13 protein-coding genes are annotated in these 17,322 nt (G+C 62.7%); 7 read left to right on the forward strand and 6 right to left on the reverse strand.

Annotation, left to right across the window (positions count from 1 at the left end; translation table 11 throughout):
- Positions 1 to 2: 2 nt before the first annotated feature.
- Positions 3 to 1,055 (reverse strand): glycosyltransferase family 4 protein, encoded by a 1,053-nt coding sequence (locus tag D460_RS0105065; RefSeq protein ID WP_026282802.1) that lies wholly within the window; start codon positions 1,053 to 1,055, stop codon positions 3 to 5.
- A gap of 29 nt (positions 1,056 to 1,084) precedes the next feature.
- Positions 1,085 to 1,561: a transcription elongation factor GreA gene (gene greA, locus D460_RS0105070; protein WP_018897430.1), complete on the reverse strand. Its 477-nt coding sequence runs from the start codon at positions 1,559 to 1,561 to the stop codon at positions 1,085 to 1,087.
- 247 nt (positions 1,562 to 1,808) lie between these two features.
- Between greA and D460_RS0105075 the strand changes: the two genes are divergently transcribed.
- The 3 genes from D460_RS0105075 to D460_RS0105085 all read left to right on the forward strand — a co-directional run bounded on the left by D460_RS0105075 (position 1,809) and on the right by D460_RS0105085 (position 4,966).
- Entirely contained in the window at positions 1,809 to 3,041 is a 1,233-nt protein-coding gene (locus D460_RS0105075; RefSeq protein ID WP_018897431.1) for a putative DNA modification/repair radical SAM protein, read from the forward strand.
- The gene (locus tag D460_RS0105080) at positions 3,041 to 4,507 is read left to right on the forward strand and encodes a UdgX family uracil-DNA binding protein (protein ID WP_018897432.1); all 1,467 of its coding nucleotides are present in this window, start codon (positions 3,041 to 3,043) and stop codon (positions 4,505 to 4,507) included. Before D460_RS0105075 ends, D460_RS0105080 begins: the two co-directional genes overlap by 1 nt.
- A gap of 81 nt (positions 4,508 to 4,588) precedes the next feature.
- On the forward strand, positions 4,589 to 4,966 hold the full coding sequence (locus D460_RS0105085) for a VOC family protein (RefSeq protein WP_018897433.1): 378 nt from the start codon (positions 4,589 to 4,591) through the stop codon (positions 4,964 to 4,966).
- Here D460_RS0105085 and D460_RS0105090 read toward each other — a convergent pair.
- The 3 genes from D460_RS0105090 to D460_RS0105100 all read right to left on the reverse strand — a co-directional run bounded on the left by D460_RS0105090 (position 4,950) and on the right by D460_RS0105100 (position 11,077).
- Positions 4,950 to 6,242, reverse strand: a complete 1,293-nt coding sequence (locus tag D460_RS0105090; RefSeq protein WP_018897434.1) for a DUF2235 domain-containing protein — start codon at positions 6,240 to 6,242, stop codon at positions 4,950 to 4,952. The genes D460_RS0105085 and D460_RS0105090 overlap by 17 nt on opposite strands.
- A 155-nt stretch (positions 6,243 to 6,397) precedes the next feature.
- Positions 6,398 to 9,886, reverse strand: a complete 3,489-nt coding sequence (gene carB / locus D460_RS0105095; protein WP_018897435.1) for a carbamoyl-phosphate synthase large subunit — start codon at positions 9,884 to 9,886, stop codon at positions 6,398 to 6,400.
- Positions 9,887 to 10,048: 162 nt separating this feature from the next.
- Positions 10,049 to 11,077, reverse strand: a complete 1,029-nt coding sequence (locus D460_RS0105100; protein WP_018897436.1) for a zinc-dependent alcohol dehydrogenase family protein — start codon at positions 11,075 to 11,077, stop codon at positions 10,049 to 10,051.
- Between the two features lie 174 nt (positions 11,078 to 11,251).
- Between D460_RS0105100 and D460_RS0105105 the strand changes: the two genes are divergently transcribed.
- The 4 genes from D460_RS0105105 (at position 11,252) to D460_RS0105120 (ending at position 16,115) form a co-directional block, all read left to right on the forward strand.
- Complete coding sequence (locus tag D460_RS0105105) at positions 11,252 to 12,169, forward strand: neutral zinc metallopeptidase (RefSeq protein ID WP_026282803.1); 918 nt, start codon at positions 11,252 to 11,254, stop codon at positions 12,167 to 12,169.
- Between the two features lie 105 nt (positions 12,170 to 12,274).
- Positions 12,275 to 13,183, forward strand: coding sequence for a LysR family transcriptional regulator (locus D460_RS0105110; RefSeq protein ID WP_018897438.1), 909 nt, complete (start codon positions 12,275 to 12,277; stop codon positions 13,181 to 13,183).
- 156 nt (positions 13,184 to 13,339) lie between these two features.
- Entirely contained in the window at positions 13,340 to 14,587 is a 1,248-nt protein-coding gene (locus D460_RS0105115; RefSeq protein ID WP_018897439.1) for a tetracycline resistance MFS efflux pump, read from the forward strand.
- A gap of 139 nt (positions 14,588 to 14,726) precedes the next feature.
- Positions 14,727 to 16,115 carry an MATE family efflux transporter gene (locus D460_RS0105120; protein WP_018897440.1) on the forward strand — a complete coding sequence of 463 codons (1,389 nt, stop codon included), beginning with the start codon at positions 14,727 to 14,729 and terminating at the stop codon, positions 16,113 to 16,115.
- Here the strand turns inward: D460_RS0105120 and D460_RS32595 are convergent.
- Positions 16,112 to 17,167, reverse strand: coding sequence for an acyltransferase (locus D460_RS32595; RefSeq protein ID WP_018897441.1), 1,056 nt, complete (start codon positions 17,165 to 17,167; stop codon positions 16,112 to 16,114). The two genes, D460_RS0105120 and D460_RS32595, sit on opposite strands and share 4 nt — an antisense overlap.
- Positions 17,168 to 17,322: the final 155 nt, after the last annotated feature.

The raw sequence follows: 17,322 nt of genomic DNA on the forward strand, positions 1-17,322 counted from the left end.
TCTCAGCCGAGGCTGTCGTAAACGGCCTTGAGCTTCGTGGCTTCGCCTTCGATCCGGAAGTTTTCCATGACATGCGTCTGGGCATTGGCGGCGAGCCGTGCCAGGCGGCTTTCATCATCCATGAGTGCTGAAACGGCCTTTGCCATCGCATCGAGATCGTCGCGGGCAATCAGCATGCCCGCGCCGTTATCGCCCGTGGTGACGATCTCCGGAAAGGCGCCGACATCGGTTGCGACAACGGGTACGCCCGAGGCCATGGCTTCGAGCGGCGTCAGGCCGAAACCTTCCCAGCGCTGCGGCGCGACGAACAGATCAAGCGCGCGGTACCAGTCGTTGATGTTCGTATGCTCGCCGACGAAGAGGATGCGGTCGGAGAGGCCGGCGGCGGCGACCTTGGCCTTCAGGCCGTTCTCGAACTCGACATGCTGGGCCGTGGCGCGGCCGGCGATGATGGCGCTCCACTCCGGATGATCGGGAAGAAGCCGCAGCATGGTATCAACGAAGAGGTCCGTGCCCTTCTGGTGGCGGACGCGGCCGAAGCAGCCGGCGATCTTCTTGTCCGGATCGAGGCCGCATTCACGCTTGGCCTGCGCCTTATCGGATGGAGGCGAGAAGCGGGCGGTGTCGATGCCGTGCAGGATGACGGTGCTGGGCACTTCAAGATAGTTCGCCGTCTTGCCCGAGGTCGCGATCACCGCATCCATCTTCGAGACGAGGAATTTCGTCCAGCCGCTGTGCTTGCGCTGCGAGGCGGAGGTGAAGACGATCTTCAGCTTCATGCGCAGGAGGTCGCGCATGATGAGGGCAGGGAGCATCTCGATATTGCGGCGGGCGTGCCAAACGCGGAAGGGCCGGGTCGAGGGCGCGCGCCACAGTCTCAAGAGGTCACGGAAGCGGATATGCGGGATCGATGCCGGCAGGCCCGGCCCGAGCGCCGCGATCTTCTGACCGAGCGCCCGCTGGACCGGGATAAGCTGGATGATCGTCGAGGTGACGCCTGACAGACGCTTCTTGAAGTTCGGCGCTATGATTTCGACGTCAGCGATGTCGACGATGTGCGATCGGCCGCGATCCGCCAAGGTCCTCAGCCCCAGGTGATGGCCAGAACTTCGTAAGCCTTGGAACCGCCGGGCGCGTTGACTTCGATGGAATCGCCGACTTCCTTGCCGATCAGCGCGCGGGCGATCGGGGAGGAAATGGAAATGCGGCCGGCCTTCACGTCGGCTTCCTGGTCGCCGACAATCTGGTAGGTCTTTTCTTCCTCGGTGTCCTCATCGACGAGCTTCACCTTGGCGCCGAACTTGATCGTGCTGCCGGACATCTTGGAGAGGTCGATGACCTCGGCGCGCGCCGTCAGGTCCTCGAGCTCGCCAATGCGGCCTTCGTTGTGGCTCTGCGCTTCCTTGGCGGCATGGTACTCGGCGTTTTCCGAGAGGTCGCCGTGTGCGCGGGCCTCGGCAATCGCCTCGATGATTCGCGGGCGTTCTTCCTGCTGACGCCAGCGCAGCTCTTCCTGCAGCTTGACGAAACCACCCTGCGTCATCGGTACCTTATCAACCATTTTCTTGTCCTTCAGTCTTTGTGTCGGCTAGGCAGAGACACAAAAGAAAACAGGTCCCGAAGGGGAACTTCGGAACCATGCAAAAACTCTATCTGCTTCGTTTATAGCAGATTGCCTCCGTCGATTTCCAGAGAATTCGATGAAGCGACTTGCAACCCCTCATGGCTTTTCGCGTCAAACTTGAAAAACATCAGTCCATGGCGGCTTTTCTTGACTGTTAGCTATTGAACATATAGTGAACACAGGCATGAAGAAGTCACTCGAAGAGCGGTTGGCCATCCTCTCGGACGCGGCCAAATATGACGCCTCCTGCGCCTCCAGCGGAACCACCAAGCGCGATTCCGGCAAGAGCGGCGGGCTTGGTTCGACTGAAGGTGCCGGTATCTGCCATGCCTATGCGCCGGATGGACGATGCATTTCGCTGTTGAAGATCCTGCTCACCAACTTCTGCATCTACGACTGCGCCTATTGCATCAACCGCTCATCCAGCAATGTGGAGCGGGCGCGGTTCACGCCTGAGGAAGTTATCTGGCTGACGCTGGAGTTCTATCGGCGCAATTATATCGAGGGGCTGTTCCTGTCGTCCGGGATCATCCGTTCCTCAGACCACACGATGGAGGAGATGGTGCGGATCGTACGGGAGTTGCGCACCACACATAATTTCCGGGGCTACATCCATCTGAAATCCATTCCCGAGGCCTCGCCGCATCTGATCGAGGAGGCCGGGCTTTATGCCGATCGCCTGTCGCTCAACATCGAGCTGCCGACCGACCGTGGCATCGCGCAACTGGCGCCGGAAAAGAAGCCGGCCAGCATCCGCCGCTCGATGGGTGATCTCCGATTGAAGATCGAAGCCGCGTCCGAGCCGACGCTGCAGACCAAGAGGCGCAAACGCTTCGTGCCGGGCGGGCAGAGCACGCAGATGATCGTTGGCGCCGATGGGGCCAATGACGCGACCATTCTCGGGACCAGCGCGCAGCTTTACGGAAGCTACGGGCTGAGGCGCGTCTACTACTCGGCTTTCAGCCCCATTCCCGACTCGTCGAAGAACTTGCCGCTGATCAAGCCGCCCTTGATGCGTGAGCACCGGCTCTATCAGGCGGATTGGCTCTATCGCTTCTATGGCTTCGGGATCGACGAGATCACGTCCTCGCAGGAAGGCGGCATGCTCGACCTCAATCTCGATCCGAAACTCGCCTGGGCGCTCGGCAATCGCAACGACTTCCCCGTCGACATCAACAAGGCGCCGCGCGAGACCTTGCTCCGCGTGCCGGGGCTTGGGACGAAGACGGTGAAATCGATCCTCTCGGCGCGCCGTTTCAGAAGGCTGCGGATCGAGGATCTGACGCGGCTCGGCGTGTCGATCAAGAAGGTGCAGGCGTTCATCTCGGCGGAGGGCTGGTCGCCACGCCGGCTGATCGACCGGCCGGATCTGAGGGCGATGTTCGAGCCGAAGCCGGAACAACTGTCGTTGCTGTGATGATTACCGTGTTGCTGGAGGGCCGGGGGGAATTGGCCGAGTGGCGCGACGCGGCGCGGCGGCTGGCCGCATCAGGTGTTGCGCCCGAGGAGATCGACTGGCGGGAACGGTATCGCGAGACGGATCTGTTTGCCGCGCCCGAAGCGTCTACGAAGCTGCCGGCGCTGGATGCTTCCAAGCCGCTGACGGTGCCGCCTGCCTTTATCGGGCTTGCGGAGGCGGTGATCTGCCATAGCGATCCGATGCGGTTTTATCTGCTCTACCGGCTGCTTTGGCGGCTGCAAAGTGATCGCTCTTTGCTCGACGTCGCCTCGGACGAGGACGTGGCGAGGGCACGCGCGATGGACAAGAGCGTGCGCCGCGACGCCCACAAGATGACCGCCTTCGTGCGGTTCAAGGAGGTGGGCTCGGGAATCTCGCTCAACGGGCGGCGGAAGTTTCTCGCCTGGTTCGAGCCGGATCATCACATCGTCGCCCGCAAGGCGCCGTTTTTCCAGAAACGGTTCAACGACATGGACTGGGTGATTGCGACGCCGAAGGGGTCGGCGGCCTGGGATGGCGAGAAGCTGACCGTCAGCCATGACCCTTGCGAGAAGCCCGATCTCACCGATCCGGCCGACCAGCTGTGGCGGACCTATTACGCCAATATCTTCAATCCGGCGCGCCTGAAGGTGAAGGCGATGCAGGCGGAGATGCCGAAGAAATACTGGAAGAACCTGCCCGAGGCAGATCTCATTCCGGGCATGATCGCCGACGCGGAAAGCAAGGTTCTCGCGATGGCGAAACGCCAGGCGAGCGAGCCGCTGCCGTTTCACGATCGGTTGCAGGAAGCCGCGCGCCGGGTGCCCGCAGCACCTAGGGCGCCCGTGGGCACGTTGGCCGCGCTGCGCGAGGAGGCGGCCGTCTGCACTCGCTGTCCGCTGCACGAGAAGGCGACGCAGATGGTGTTCGGCGAGGGACCCGAGAATGCGAACGTGATGTTCGTCGGTGAGCAGCCGGGGGATCAGGAGGATCTCGCCGGGCGGCCGTTTGTCGGGCCGGCGGGTAAGGTGTTCGACCAGGTGGCCGGCGAGGCCGGGATCGACCGGCAGTCGGTCTATGTGACCAATGCGGTGAAGCACTTCAAATACGAGCCGCGCGGCAAGCGCCGCATCCATCAGCGGCCGAACATGGGCGAGGTCACCCATTGCCGCTGGTGGCTCAACCTGGAGATCGAGCTCATCAAGCCGAAACTGATCGTCGCCATGGGCGCCACCGCGCTTACGGCGCTGACAGATACGAAGCACAAGCTGTCCGATATCAGAGGACAGCCGATCAGAATGGGGAAGGAGCGAACACTGTTCGTCACCGTCCACCCGTCCTATCTGCTGCGCATTCCCGACGAGCGGCTGAAGGCGGAGGAGATGGCGCTGTTTCGGGCGGATATGGTGCGGGTGCGGGAGCTGATGGCGGGCATGGCGGCCTGACGATCGCCTGGTTTGAGAATTGCCATGGCGCTTCGGCGCGAATGTTGTAGCGTTGCCGGCAAAGCAATCTGGAGACCGTTTATGTTCGATCATGTGTCGATTGGTGTGAAGAGCCTTGAGAAGTCGCAGGCGTTCTACGACGCCGCGCTGGCGCCGCTCGGCTATGAGCGGCTGACGAACTTCGGCAATGTCAGCGGCTATGGCGCCGATCGGGTGGGGCTATGGGTCGGCGAGGTGGCGCGGCCGGTGGCGCCCGATATGGAATCCGGCCTGCATTTCTGCTTCGTGGCGCCGTCGGAAGAGTCCGTCGATGCGTTTTACGCGGCAGGACTTGCCAATGGCGGAACCGATAATGGTGCGCCGGGCGTGCGACCCGATTACAGCCAGTTCTACTATGCCGCCTTCATCATCGATCCTGACGGTTACCGGCTTGAGGCCTATTTCAAGCGGCCGGAGTGACCGGAACGACCTCCGAATCTTCTGAAGACGGCGGGCCGTCGTTGCTCCAGGGCTCTGTCTCGAAGCGTAGCGGCAGGTTCGGCGGCGTGTAGGGCGGCGCTGTCGTCGATGACAATCGGTCGATCACCGATTGGTGCAGCGAGGCGCCGTCGGGGATGAAGCGGCGGTCGGCCAGCGGCAGGTAGATGCGCGTCGTGTCGCCGCGCTTGCGCCAGGAGGTGACCGGCACACGCCTCGGCACATATTCGAGCAGCTTCCACGCCCAGTTCATGGAGTCGTGCAGCGGCGCCGTTGGGGCCGGCCGGACATAGCTCTTCGTCGGGTTGTCGCCATGGACGAGTTCGTTGACGGCGTCCTCATTGTAGGTGAGGCCGGTGCTTCGGGTCTCGGCGATCATCCAGGCGAGCGGTATCTTGATCGCGGCGCTCTCCGCTTCCGGATAGCCGCCGCCGATATCGCCATGAACACCGGAGAACCAGACTTCCTTCACGTTCTGCGGAGGCGGGGCCGGTGGCTTGAAGGGGCCGCCCCAGTAGTCCTGCCCTTGCCGCCATGGCAGCGGATTGAACATGGTCCGCCGCTCATCGATGGCCAGCGCCTGGCGGATCACTTCGACGCTGGGATTTCGATCGGTGAAGGGAAGCGTCAGGAGTTGCGGGCGCCATTTGCCCCAGACAATGACCGAGGACACGGTGTCGAAGAGGCCGAGCAGCTTGATCGGCGGGCGGTCGGTCTTCAGCGTGCGCTCGTAGAGGCGCATGGTCTTGAAGGCCGAGGGTGCGTCCCAGTCGACATCGGCGGCATCCGCGCCGCCCTGTTGCTGCTCGCTTTCGGAGATGCCCTTATAGGTGTTGTAGGCGTAGTCGATCAGGTTGACGTGGTATTTGCTCATCAGGCCGAGCGAATGGACGAAGCCTGCCAGCACTCGCGCCGTATAGGCGCCGCGGCTGAAGCCGAAGATGTAGATGTTGTCGCGGTCCCGATACTCTTGATCGTCCCCCGGTTCGCCAGGCTCGTAATTGTCGACGAGGAAGCGGTAGGCCTCTTTCACGTTCTGATCGAGGCCCCAGCCGGTTGCCAAGCCCCAGAGCTCGACCGTCTTGCGATAGGCGTTGGACCAGGCATTGGCGGCGCCGAAGGTGCCGACGCCGGGATCGTAATAGACGATCTGTTTGTCGCTGCGGTCGAGAACGCCGAACAGCCTCAGAATATTGGTGCGGTCGGCTGAGATTTCGTTCGACGTGCCATCGAACAGAATGACGATATTCTTGCCCATCGATGCCCCTCACGTGTGGGGATATCGTAACATGATCGCGAAGGGTTTGAAATCTCAGGTGGTTTGTCGCGTTTTGCGACACTTCGGCGTGTCGTCGCGTTGGCCGTCGTGCGGCGAAAAGCCGGCCGTGAAGGATCACGACCGGCCTTGATGTCTTAGGCGAAGTAGCTCTGCAGCGGGCGAACCTCGAGGTTGCCGGCCTTCAGCGCCTTGATCGCCTGGGCGGCTGCCTCGGCGCCGGCCATGGTGGTGTAGTAGGGTACCTTCTGCATCAGCGTCGCGCGGCGCAGCGACTTGGAGTCGGAGATCGCCTTGTTCGAATCGGTCGTGTTGATGACCAGCTGGACCTGACGGTTGCGGATGGCGTCCTCGATGTGCGGACGGCCCTCAAGCACCTTGTTGATCTTCACGGCCTCGATGCCGTTTTCGGCGAGGAAGCGGGCGGTGCCGCCGGTGGCCAGAACCTTGAAGCCCTGTTCGACCAGCATGCGGATCGCGGGAAGGACGCGCGGCTTGTCATCGTCGCGCACCGATACGAAGACCGTTCCGTCACGCGGCAGTTCGACGCTGGCGCCGAGCTGCGACTTGGCGAAGGCCAGCGCGAAATCGGTGTCGAGGCCGATGACTTCGCCGGTCGAGCGCATTTCCGGGCCAAGCAGCGTGTCGACGCCGGGGAAGCGGGCGAACGGGAAGACGGCTTCCTTGACGGCGATGTGCTTCAGGTTGCGCGGATCCGGCTTTTCGCCGTAGGCGGCAAACAGCGGATCGAGCTTTTCGCCGGCCATGGCGCGGGCGGCGATCTTGGCGATCGGCGCGCCGATCGTCTTGGCGACGAAGGGAACGGTACGCGAGGCGCGCGGGTTCACTTCGAGCACGTAGACGGTGCCGTCCTTGATGGCGAACTGGACGTTCATCAGGCCGACGACGTTGAGAGCCTTGGCCATCGACTTCGCCTGACGCTCGAGCTCGTCGATCATCTCGGCTGAGAGCGTGCGCGGGGGCAGCGAGCAAGCCGAGTCGCCGGAGTGAATTCCGGCTTCCTCGATGTGCTCCATGATGCCGGCGATGAAGGCGTCCTTGCCGTCGGAGAGGCAGTCGACGTCGACTTCGATGGCGTTCGACAGGTAGCTGTCGAAGAGCAGGGGGTTCTTGCCGAGCAGCGTGTTGATCTGGCCGGTCTTGTCGTTCGGGTAGCGCTGCTTGATGTCTTCAGGCACCAGTTCCGGAACGGTGTCGAGCAGGTAGGTCTGCAGCATGCTCTCGTTGTGGATGATCTGCATGGCGCGGCCACCCAGAACGTAGGACGGGCGAACGACCAGCGGGAAGCCGATTTCGGTGGCGACCAGGCGGGCCTGTTCGACCGAGTAGGCGATGCCGTTGTTCGGCTGTGTCAGGTCGAGCTTGATCAAGAGCTTCTGGAAGCGGTCGCGGTCTTCGGCGAGGTCGATCATGTCGGGCGCGGTGCCGAGGATCGGGATGCCGTTCTTCTCAAGCGCTTCGGCGAGCTTCAGCGGGGTCTGGCCGCCGAACTGCACGATGACGCCGACGACTTCACCCTTTTCCTGCTCGGCGCGCAGGATTTCGATCACGTCTTCGGCCGTCAGCGGCTCGAAGTAGAGGCGATCGGAGGTGTCGTAGTCGGTCGATACCGTTTCCGGGTTGCAGTTGATCATGATGGCTTCATAGCCGGCGTCACGCAGAGCGAACGCGGCATGGCAGCAGCAATAGTCGAACTCGATGCCCTGGCCGATACGGTTCGGACCGCCGCCGAGGATGACGACCTTCTTGCGGTCGGAAATTTCGGCTTCCGAGCGGGCGGCGCCGACGAAAGGCGTCTCGTAGCTCGAATACATGTAGGCGGTCGGCGAAGCGAATTCCGCGGCGCAGGTGTCGATGCGCTTGAAGACCGGGCGGACGTTCAGCGAATTGCGCAGCTCGGCCACTTCCTTCGGGCGCTTGCCCGAAAGCGTTGCGAGGCGCGCGTCGGAGAAGCCCATGGCCTTCAGCGTGCGCAGGTTTGCGGCGTCGGTGGGCAGGCCGTGTTCGCGAACGCGGGCTTCCATGTCGATGATCGCCTTGAACTGGGCGATGAACCACGGGTCGATCTTGCAGCCTTCGTGCACTTCCTCGGGGCTCATGCCCATGCGCAGTGCCTGGGCGACCATGCGCAGGCGATCCGGCGTCGGCGTGCCGATGGCGGCGCGGATGGCGTTCTGGCTGCCTTCGCCTTCCTCGACGCCGGGGATTTCGATCTCGTCGAGGCCGGTGAGGCCTGTTTCGAGACCGCGCAGCGCCTTCTGCAGCGATTCGGCAAAGGTGCGGCCGATCGCCATGACTTCACCGACTGACTTCATGGCTGTCGTCAGAACCGGCGAGGCGCCCGGGAACTTCTCGAATGCGAAGCGCGGGATCTTGGTGACGACGTAATCGATCGACGGTTCGAACGAGGCAGGCGTCGCGCCGCCGGTGATGTCGTTGTCGAGTTCGTCGAGCGTGTAGCCGATGGCGAGCTTGGCGGCGACCTTGGCGATCGGGAAGCCGGTGGCCTTCGATGCGAGAGCCGACGAGCGCGAGACGCGCGGGTTCATTTCGATGACGACGAGGCGGCCGTCCTTCGGGTTGACGGCGAACTGGACGTTCGAGCCGCCGGTTTCAACGCCGATCTCGCGCAGAACCGCGATCGAAGCGTTGCGCATCATCTGGTATTCCTTGTCGGTCAGCGTGAGCGCCGGCGCGACAGTGATCGAGTCGCCCGTGTGGACGCCCATCGGGTCGATGTTCTCGATCGAGCAGATGATGATGCAGTTGTCCGCCTTGTCGCGGACGACCTCCATTTCATATTCCTTCCAGCCGAGAACCGATTCCTCGATCAGGACTTCCGTCGTCGGCGAGGCATCAAGGCCGCCGCCGATGATTTCGAAGAACTCCGAGCGGTTATAGGCAATGCCGCCGCCGGTGCCGCCCATGGTGAAGGAGGGGCGGATGATGGCGGGCAGGCCGACGACGTCGATCGCCTGGGCGGCAATCGCCATGGCGTGGCTGATGTAGCGCTGCTTGCGGTCGGTCTCGCCGAGGTTCCACTGGTTTTCCAGCGCGTCGAGCGCCTTGTCGAGTTCAGCACCCGAGAGGCTTTCCTTCAGCTTGTTGCGTTCGGCTTCATGCGTCTTGCGGTCGGCATCCTTGATGTCGGTGGCATTGGCGAGCATCGAGCGCGGGGTTTCGAGGCCGATGCGGTCCATGGCTTCGCGGAAAAGCGCGCGGTCTTCGGCCATGTCGATGGCGGCCGGCTTGGCGCCGATCATCTCGACATTGTAGCGATCGAGAACGCCCATGCGCTTGAGAGAAAGCGCGGTGTTGAGCGCGGTCTGGCCGCCCATGGTGGGCAGCAGGGCGTCCGGGCGCTCCTTGGCGATGATCTTGGCGACGACCTCAGGGGTGATCGGCTCGACATAGGTGGCGTCGGCGAGGCCCGGGTCGGTCATGATGGTGGCCGGGTTGGAGTTGACGAGGATGACGCGGTAGCCTTCCTCCTTCAGCGCCTTGCAGGCCTGGGTGCCGGAATAGTCGAACTCGCATGCCTGGCCAATGACGATCGGTCCTGCGCCGATGATGAGGATCGATTTGATATCTTGGCGCTTCGGCATGGGCTTTTTTCCGTTTCCTAGCTGCGCAGAAAGCCGGCCAGGGTGGGAGGCACCGGCCGGGTCGCGCATATGATGGTCTTTTCAGGCTAGAAGCGGCTTATAGGCAAATGTATTCGTGAACGGAACCCCATAATTTACGGAATCGACAGGAATCGGAAGGGGCTAGCCGAGGCCCGGCAAAACGAGCGCGCGAATCTCGCCCGGACGGGCCGGATTGCTGATCGCTTCCACCGCCTCGCCAAGCCCGATACGGCGCGAAATCAGCGCTTCGACCTTGATCGTGCCAGATGCGATCAGGTCGGCGGCGCGCCTGTGGGTGAAGGGGTTGATGAAGGAGCCGATCAGCCTGATTTCACGAAACAGCAGGTCGAAGGGCTCGATCGACACTTTCGCGCCTTGCGGCATGACGCCGAGAATCACGACTGTGCCGCCATGACGGGTAAGGGTAGGGGCCTGCTCGACGGTCTCGGCGACGCCGGCGCATTCGATGACGACATCGGCGCCGCCGGGCAGCAGGCCATCCGGCGCTGTGATGTGTTTGATGATGTCGCCATCACCAGGGTCGGCGGTCGCCGTCGCGCCGAGTCTTTCGGCCAGCCGCCGCTTGTCGGCGCTGCGGGTGACGAGCACGACGTCGGTGGCGCCGGCAAGGCGCGCGAGTTGCACGACCAGCAGGCCGATGACGCCGCCGCCCAATACGACCACAGACGAGCCGGTCCTGATCTCGGCCAGATCGACGCCGTGCAGGCAGCAGGCGAGTGGTTCGCAGAAGGCGCCGTGTACGGGATCGAGGTCATCGGGCAGGGCGAAGGCCTGTTTTTGCGGGACGATCACATATTCCGCGAAGCCGCCGTCGCGGCTGATGCCGATTGCCTGGAGGTTGCGGCAGAGATTGACGCGGCCGCGCTGGCACTGGTCGCATTGACCGCAGGAGATGTTCGGGTCGCCGGTGATGCGCAAGCCCTTTCGAAAACCGCTGACGGCGGGGCCGATCTCCTCGATGATGCCGGTGAATTCGTGGCCGAGCGTGATCGGCGGGCGGGAAGGGAATTCGCCGTGAAGCAGGTGCCTGTCGGTACCGCAGATGCCGCAGGCCTCGACGCGGACCAGCAGCTCGCCCGGACCGGGGCTGGGCTTTTCCACCTCGCTGAGCGAGAGTTTCCCGATTGCTTCCAGCCGCACTGCCTTCATGCCCAGTTCTCCTCCGATATCTCCCTCGTGCAGAAGGGGCGAAAGCAAGGCGCGCGTCAAGCGCCTGTCGTGGCCGCGAAGGGCGGATACGCGTGGTTGAAATCGGCTGGAATTTCCCATTCCCCCGGATATATAAGAGATGAGAGAGCAAGCAGTCTCTGCGGGGAGATCATCATGGAATGGAAAGGCCGGCGTCAGTCCGACAATATCGAGGATCGTCGCGGTGATCCTTCCATGGGTGGATTAGGACGAGGAGGCGGCTTCAGCTTTCCGTCCGGCGGCGGCATGGGCCGGCGCGGTGGCGGGCTCAGCATCGGCACCATCATCTTTCTCGTCGTGCTCTATCTGATCTTCAAGGCCATGGGCATCGACCTCCTGCAGGTGATGGATGGCGGCATGTCGAGTGGCCCGGGCTATGAGCAGAGCCAGTCCAGCGGCAGCCAGACCCCCGCCAACGACGAGATGACCGCCTTCGTGCGCACGGTGCTCGCCGAGACCGAGGATACGTGGCAGGGCATCTTCCAATCGATGGGCCGTGAATACGAAGATCCAAAGCTGGTGCTGTTCTCGGGCCAGACGCAGTCGGGCTGCGGCTTTGCATCCGCCGCGACAGGGCCGTTCTATTGCCCGCAGGACCGCAAGGTCTATCTCGACACCGCATTCTTCAACGAGCTCAGCCGCAAGTTCGGCGCTTCGGGCGATTTCGCCGAGGCCTATGTCGTTTCGCACGAAGTCGGCCATCACGTGCAGAACCTGCTCGGCATCCTGCCCAAATTCAATGAGGCGCGCCAGCGCATGAGCGAGGCCGATGCCAACAAGATGTCGGTGCGCGTCGAACTGCAGGCCGATTGCTTCGCCGGGATCTGGGGCAAGTTCACCCAGCAGAAGGGTATCCTGGAAGCAGGCGACCTCGAGGAGGCGCTGAACGCGGCGCAGCAGATCGGCGACGATACGCTGCAGAAGCGCAGCCAGGGTTATGTCGTGCCTGAGAGTTTCAACCACGGCACCTCGGCGCAGCGCGTGAAATGGTTCAAGCGCGGCTTCGACACCGGCCAGATGCAGGCCTGCGACACCTTCTCCGGCCCGGTCTGACGGTTGCAGGTCCCGGCTCCGGGACCGCGTCCACCGGCTTTCGTCTCGTGTATCCTTGTGCGATAGTTCGGCTCAATTTGAGCCGATCGTGCGGGAAAGTGCACAATGGATGATCTTCCACTCAGCGACCTCGATGCCTTTACGGCAATCGCCAGAGAGCGCAGTTTTCGCGCGGCGGCGCGCAAGCGGGGTGTCTCGGCGTCGTCGCTCAGCGACTCCCTCAGAAGATTGGAGGAGCGGCTTGGTGTGCGGCTTCTCAACCGGACAACGCGCAGCGTGACGCCGACGGAGGCCGGGCAGCGGCTTCTGGAGAGGCTGGCGCCGGCGCTGGGGGAGGTCGCTTCCGCGCTCGGGCAGCTCGACAGTTTTCGCGAGGGACCATCGGGCACGCTCAGGCTCAACGTGCCGACCATCGCGGCGCGCTCCTTTCTGTCCGATATCATCAACCGTTTTCTGAAGGCCTATCCGAAGGTGCGGATCGAGGTGATCGGCGAGGACAGTTTCATAGATGTGCTCGGCGCCGGCTATGATGCGGGCATTCGCTATGACGAGCGGCTGGAGCGCGACATGATCGCGGTGCCGATCGGCCCGCGCCGGCAGCGCTATGTGACGGCCGCGTCGTCCGATTATCTCAAGCGTCGCGGCGTGCCGCAGCATCCGCGCGATCTTATCGACCATGATTGCATCATCCACCGGTTCCTGAGCGGCACGAGCGCGACGCCGTGGGAATTCGACCGGGATGGTGAGACGCTGATGATCACGCCGACGGGGCAGGTGTCGGCCAATGCGATCGAAATCGAGGTCGGAGCCGCCGTCGCCGGGCTCGGCATCATGCGCACCTTCGAGGAGGTGGTGATGCCCGAGGTCGGGGCAGGGCGGCTGGAGCTCATTCTGGAGGAGTGGGTGACCGAATTTTCCGGACCGTTCCTCTATTACGCCAGCCGTCGCCACATGCCGGCGGCGCTGCGCGCCTTCGTCGACTTCATCAAGGCGGAACCACAAAAACAGCGCTAGGTGCGCGCTTTGTTCCGGTTCGCCATCAACGGAAGTCGTGAGCCTATCAAAACAATTGAAATGTTCACGTATTGTTTCGTTATTTTGCCTGCAGTATGTAGAACGGGCGGCGATGAGATCGTCTTTTCAGAAAACAAGCAGCTGTAGAGACCTCGCATGCTCGATCCGAAATTCGTCCGCCGCGGCCTTTTCCTCGTCTTCATGATCCTGTTTCTCGACGTGATCGGGATCGCGATCATCATGCCGGTGCTGCCTGTTTATCTTGAGCAGCTTACCGGCGGTTCCGTCAGCGATGCGGCGCTCGATGGCGGCTGGCTGCTCGTCGTCTATGCCGGCATGCAGTTTTTGTTCGCGCCGTTGCTCGGCAATCTGAGCGATCGCTTCGGGCGGCGGCCGGTGCTGCTGCTCTCGGTTCTGACCTTCGCGATCGACAATCTGATCTGCGCGGTGGCGACCAGCTTCTGGATGCTGTTCATCGGGCGTATGCTGGCCGGCTTGAGCGGCGGCAGTTTCGCGACGTGTTCGGCCTATATCGCCGATATCAGCAACGAAGAAAACCGCGCCAAGAATTTCGGCCTCATCGGCATCGCGTTTGGCGTCGGCTTTACCGTCGGTCCCGTCATCGGCGGCTTCCTCGGCGAGTTCGGGCCGCGCGTGCCGTTTTATGGTGCGGCGGCGGTGTCGTTCCTCAATTTCGTCGCGGCCTGCTTCCTGCTGCCCGAGACACTCGACGCGAAAAACCGGCGCCGTTTCGAATGGAAGCGTGCTAACCCGCTCGGCGCAGTGAAGCAGATGCGAAACTATCCGGGGATCGGGTGGATCGCCGCCGTGATGTTCCTGTTCTGGTTGGCGCATGCGGTCTATCCTGCTGTCTGGTCGTTCGTCACCAGCTATCGCTACAATTGGAGCGAGGGCGAGATCGGGCTATCGCTCGGAATTTACGGGATCGGTGCAGCCGTCGTCATGGCGCTGGTGCTGCCGAGGATCGTGCCCGTTCTCGGCGAGTGGAAGACGGCGGTGGTCGGGCTCTGCTTCTCGGTGGTCGGTCTCACGGGCTATGCCTTTGCCTGGGAGGGATGGGTGGTCTATGCGGTCATCGTGCTGACCGTGATGGAAAACATCGCCGATCCGCCGCTTCGCAGCATTGCCGCCGGCAAGGTGCCGCCCTCGGCGCAAGGCGAGCTGCAGGGGGCGTTGACAAGCCTTTCCAGCATCACGACGATCATCGGTCCGCTGATCTTCACGCAGATGTTCGGCTATTTCACCAAGCCGGATGCGCCGGTTACCTTCGCCGGCGCGCCGTTCCTGATGGCCGCATTCTTCATCCTGATCGCCACGCTGGTGTTTCTTCTCAGGGTGCGTATATCAAAGACAGACAAGGCGCTTGGTCAGGCGGCCGAGTGATCGATCAGAATCGATGATGTGATGATGAATATTTCATCACCTGCATGTTTTTGGGTGTCGTTTCCTCGGGATTTCGGCTAGAGCCTTGGTCATATTGTCGCGATTTGCGGCCATTTGCATCAACTCACAGGACACCGTCATGGATACGCCGATCGACGCGCGAAAGCTGGCGCCGGTAACCGATAACCGTTGGAGCGCGCATATCCGCGCGACGCTGGCGCTCGGCGTGCCGCTGATCGGTGCGCAGCTGGCTCAGCTCGGTATCAACACCACCGACGTGATGATCGTCGGGCGGCTCGGCGCCGAGCATCTGGCGGCCATGGTGCTCGCCGGCCAATTCCTGTTCACGATCCTCGTCTTCGGCTCTGGCTTTTCGATAGCCGTCATCCCAATGGTGGCGCAGGCCTATGGTCGCGGCGACGTCGTCAGCGTGCGCCGATCGCTGCGCATGGGCTTGTGGGTGGTCATGGCCTATTGGGTGCTTATGCTGCCGGCCTTCTTCAATTCCGAGCACATCTTGCTTGCGGCCGGGCAGAAGCCCGAGGTGGCGGCGCTGGCGCATAGCTATATCGTCATCGGCCAATTCGCGGTGCTGCCGGGGTTGCTCTACAACGTGCTGCGCTCGCTTGTCAGCGCCATCGGCAAGGCGGCGGTGATCCTCAATGTCACCATCGCCATGCTGGTGCTGAACGCCGTCTTTGCTTATGTGCTTGTGCTCGGCCATTTCGGCCTGCCGGCCATGGGGCTGCGCGGTGCGGCGATCGTGTCGGTTCTGGTGCAGACGGCGGGCTTCTTCTTCATCCTCGCTTACGTCCAGAGCCGGCCGGAAACCCGGCGCTACGAGATCCTGGTTCGCTTCTGGCGCCCGGACTGGAAGGCCTTCTTCGAGGTTGTGCGCCTCGGGTTGCCGATCAGCGTCACCATCCTTGCGGAAGTCAGCCTGTTCACGATGGCGTCGCTGTTGATGGGCCGGATCGGCACCATCGAGCTTGCCGCGCACGGTATCGCGCTGCAGTGGGCATCGATCGCCTTCATGATCCCGCTCGGCCTGTCGCAGGCGGCGACCGTCCGGGTCGGCGTCGCGCACGGGCAGGGGGATCGCGTGGCACTGGTGCGCGCGGCCGTGTCCGTATCGGCGCTTGCCTGCGTCATCTCGGCGGTCGGCGGGTTGCTGTTTGCGATCATGCCCGGTTTCTTCGCGGGCTGGTTCCTCGACACGCACTCGGCCGAGGCACCGCAGGTGCTTGAATATGCCGGGCCGCTGATCGTGATCGCCGGGCTGTTCCAGCTGGTCGATGGCTTGCAGGCGATCGCGAACGGCTTGCTGCGCGGGCTGAAGGATGCGCGCGTGCCAATGATCCTGGCGTTGATCGCCTATTGGCCGATCGGCTTCTTCCTTGCGTGGGCGCTGGCGTTTCCGCTGGGGCTCGGCGGTATCGGCATCTGGCTCGGCTTCCTGATCGGATTGTTCACGGCTGCGCTGATGCTCTGTGCGCGGTTCTACATCCTGATGCGGCGCGAGGTTTAAACCTGGCGTCGCTCAGCAGCGGGTATCGGCTGCGGATTGGCGAGGGCCTTCGATCCGCGTTCATGCCAGCGCGATACCAGCGCCCGGCGGGCCGGTGTTTCGATGCATTCGTAGCTGATCCAGGCGATCAGGAGGGCCGCGGCGAGTGCCGCCGGGACGACGATCGCAAGCGGCAGTGCCGATGACAGCACATTGCGCATCAGGAACATCACCGGCTCATGAAAGAGATAGAGCGAAAAGCTGATCTTGCCGAGAAAGCGCATCGGGGCAGCGGCGAAGACGGCTGCTGAAATCCGATGTTCCTGCGCCACCAATAGAACGGCGAGCGCGGCGGCGAAGGCGGGCGCCAGTCCCCAGGCGTTGTCAGCATTGGGAAACAGGTGGTTCGATATCAGGATGAAGAAGGGCAGCGTCAGCGCCAATATGCCCGTGGTGATGCCATCCAACCGGTCGTTCAATAGCGGTTGGAGCCGGCCGACAGTGGCGCCGAGAAGGAAGAACGCGAGCTTCGAGACCAGCAGGATGCCGGGGCCTGAGAAGCCGTCTAGCGCGTCGACAGCGAGGAAGCCCGCAAGCAGGACGCCGATTGCCTGGTATCGCCTGGTATTGCTGAAAAATAGCCAGATTAGCGGAAAGAGCAGATAGAACTGGATCTCCGGCGGGACCGACCACAAGACGCCGGTGGAGCCGAAGAGCAGGATATGGCGCAGGATTTCCTTGCTGCCGTGGATCGGGTTGATGAAGTCGAAGCCCGGGATGCTCGATAGAACCGCGACGACAAGCACGGCCACCAGATAGACCGGATAGATGCGCGAGAAGCGGCTGACCAGGAAGTCGGCTACCGCCTTGCGGCTGATCGGCCGGTCTCCATAGAGATAGGCCATCAGGAAGCCGCTGAGGGCGAAGAAGATGGCGACCGCCCGGCCGCCGACACCTGTGATCATGAAGGGCGCCAGCGAGGGGAAGATCAGGTCGAGATGCGAGAAGACCACTGCCGCGGCGGCCATGCCGCGCAAGCCGTCGAGACTGGCTATGTGCTTCTTTTCCTGCATCGATGGCACCTTCGGCCGACGTTGCGCGCGCCTGGGTGCGGATCATGAAATGCCGGCCTTAAATTGCTGTTAACAAATGAGGGCAAGACCATGCCTAAGGCCTAATATGAAAAGAGCGGCGCCGTGGCGCCGCTCTCTTTGTCGTTTTTTATTCG

The organism is Rhizobium sp. 2MFCol3.1 (genome assembly GCF_000377565.1).
Taxonomy (GTDB): Bacteria; Pseudomonadota; Alphaproteobacteria; order Rhizobiales; family Rhizobiaceae; genus Rhizobium.

What these genes read in the sequence shown, in the direction of transcription:
- D460_RS0105110 (WP_018897438.1), top strand. Translation starts at nt 12,275, where the DNA reads ATGGATGATCTTCCACTCAGCGACCTCGATGCCTTTACGGCAATCGCC.
- D460_RS0105120 (WP_018897440.1), top strand. Translation starts at nt 14,727, where the DNA reads ATGGATACGCCGATCGACGCGCGAAAGCTGGCGCCGGTAACCGATAAC.
- D460_RS0105115 (WP_018897439.1), top strand. Translation starts at nt 13,340, where the DNA reads ATGCTCGATCCGAAATTCGTCCGCCGCGGCCTTTTCCTCGTCTTCATG.
- greA (WP_018897430.1), bottom strand. Translation starts at nt 1,561, where the DNA reads ATGGTTGATAAGGTACCGATGACGCAGGGTGGTTTCGTCAAGCTGCAG.
- D460_RS0105090 (WP_018897434.1), bottom strand. Translation starts at nt 6,242, where the DNA reads ATGGGCAAGAATATCGTCATTCTGTTCGATGGCACGTCGAACGAAATC.
- D460_RS0105100 (WP_018897436.1), bottom strand. Translation starts at nt 11,077, where the DNA reads ATGAAGGCAGTGCGGCTGGAAGCAATCGGGAAACTCTCGCTCAGCGAG.
- carB (WP_018897435.1), bottom strand. Translation starts at nt 9,886, where the DNA reads ATGCCGAAGCGCCAAGATATCAAATCGATCCTCATCATCGGCGCAGGA.
- D460_RS0105105 (WP_026282803.1), top strand. Translation starts at nt 11,252, where the DNA reads ATGGAATGGAAAGGCCGGCGTCAGTCCGACAATATCGAGGATCGTCGC.
- D460_RS0105075 (WP_018897431.1), top strand. Translation starts at nt 1,809, where the DNA reads ATGAAGAAGTCACTCGAAGAGCGGTTGGCCATCCTCTCGGACGCGGCC.
- D460_RS0105080 (WP_018897432.1), top strand. Translation starts at nt 3,041, where the DNA reads ATGATTACCGTGTTGCTGGAGGGCCGGGGGGAATTGGCCGAGTGGCGC.
- D460_RS32595 (WP_018897441.1), bottom strand. Translation starts at nt 17,167, where the DNA reads ATGCAGGAAAAGAAGCACATAGCCAGTCTCGACGGCTTGCGCGGCATG.
- D460_RS0105085 (WP_018897433.1), top strand. Translation starts at nt 4,589, where the DNA reads ATGTTCGATCATGTGTCGATTGGTGTGAAGAGCCTTGAGAAGTCGCAG.